The organism is Micromonospora sp. URMC 105 (genome assembly GCF_051386295.1).
Classification (GTDB): Bacteria; Actinomycetota; Actinomycetes; order Mycobacteriales; family Micromonosporaceae; genus Micromonospora.
On the sequence record NZ_JBPQTL010000237.1, the window covers coordinates 1 to 316 of the forward strand.

The window sequence follows — 316 nt, forward strand, 5'->3', positions numbered from 1 at the left end:
CACGCGGTGTCGACGGTCACCGCCGGGCCCTCCAGACCGAGGGTGTACGCGACCCGGCCCGAGGCCACACTGCCGGCGCTGCCGCTGAACAGATAGCCCTCGAAGTCCTCGGCCGGCAGGTGGGGACGTGATCCGTAGTCGTTGTACATCACGCCGGTGAAGACGCCGGTGCGGCTGCCACGTAGCGTCGTGGCGTCCAACCCGGCGTCTTCGAGCGCTTCCCACGCGGTCTCCAACAGCAACCGCTGCTGCGGATCCGTCGCCAACGCCTCCCGCGGCGACATCCCGAAGAACTCCGCATCGAAACCATCAGCCC

1 protein-coding gene is annotated in these 316 nt (G+C 68.7%); it reads right to left on the reverse strand.

Annotation, left to right across the window (positions count from 1 at the left end; all coding sequences use genetic code 11):
* A partial coding sequence (locus tag ACSNN7_RS29105; RefSeq protein WP_436684233.1) for a beta-ketoacyl synthase N-terminal-like domain-containing protein occupies window positions 1-316 on the reverse strand: 316 nt, incomplete at both ends.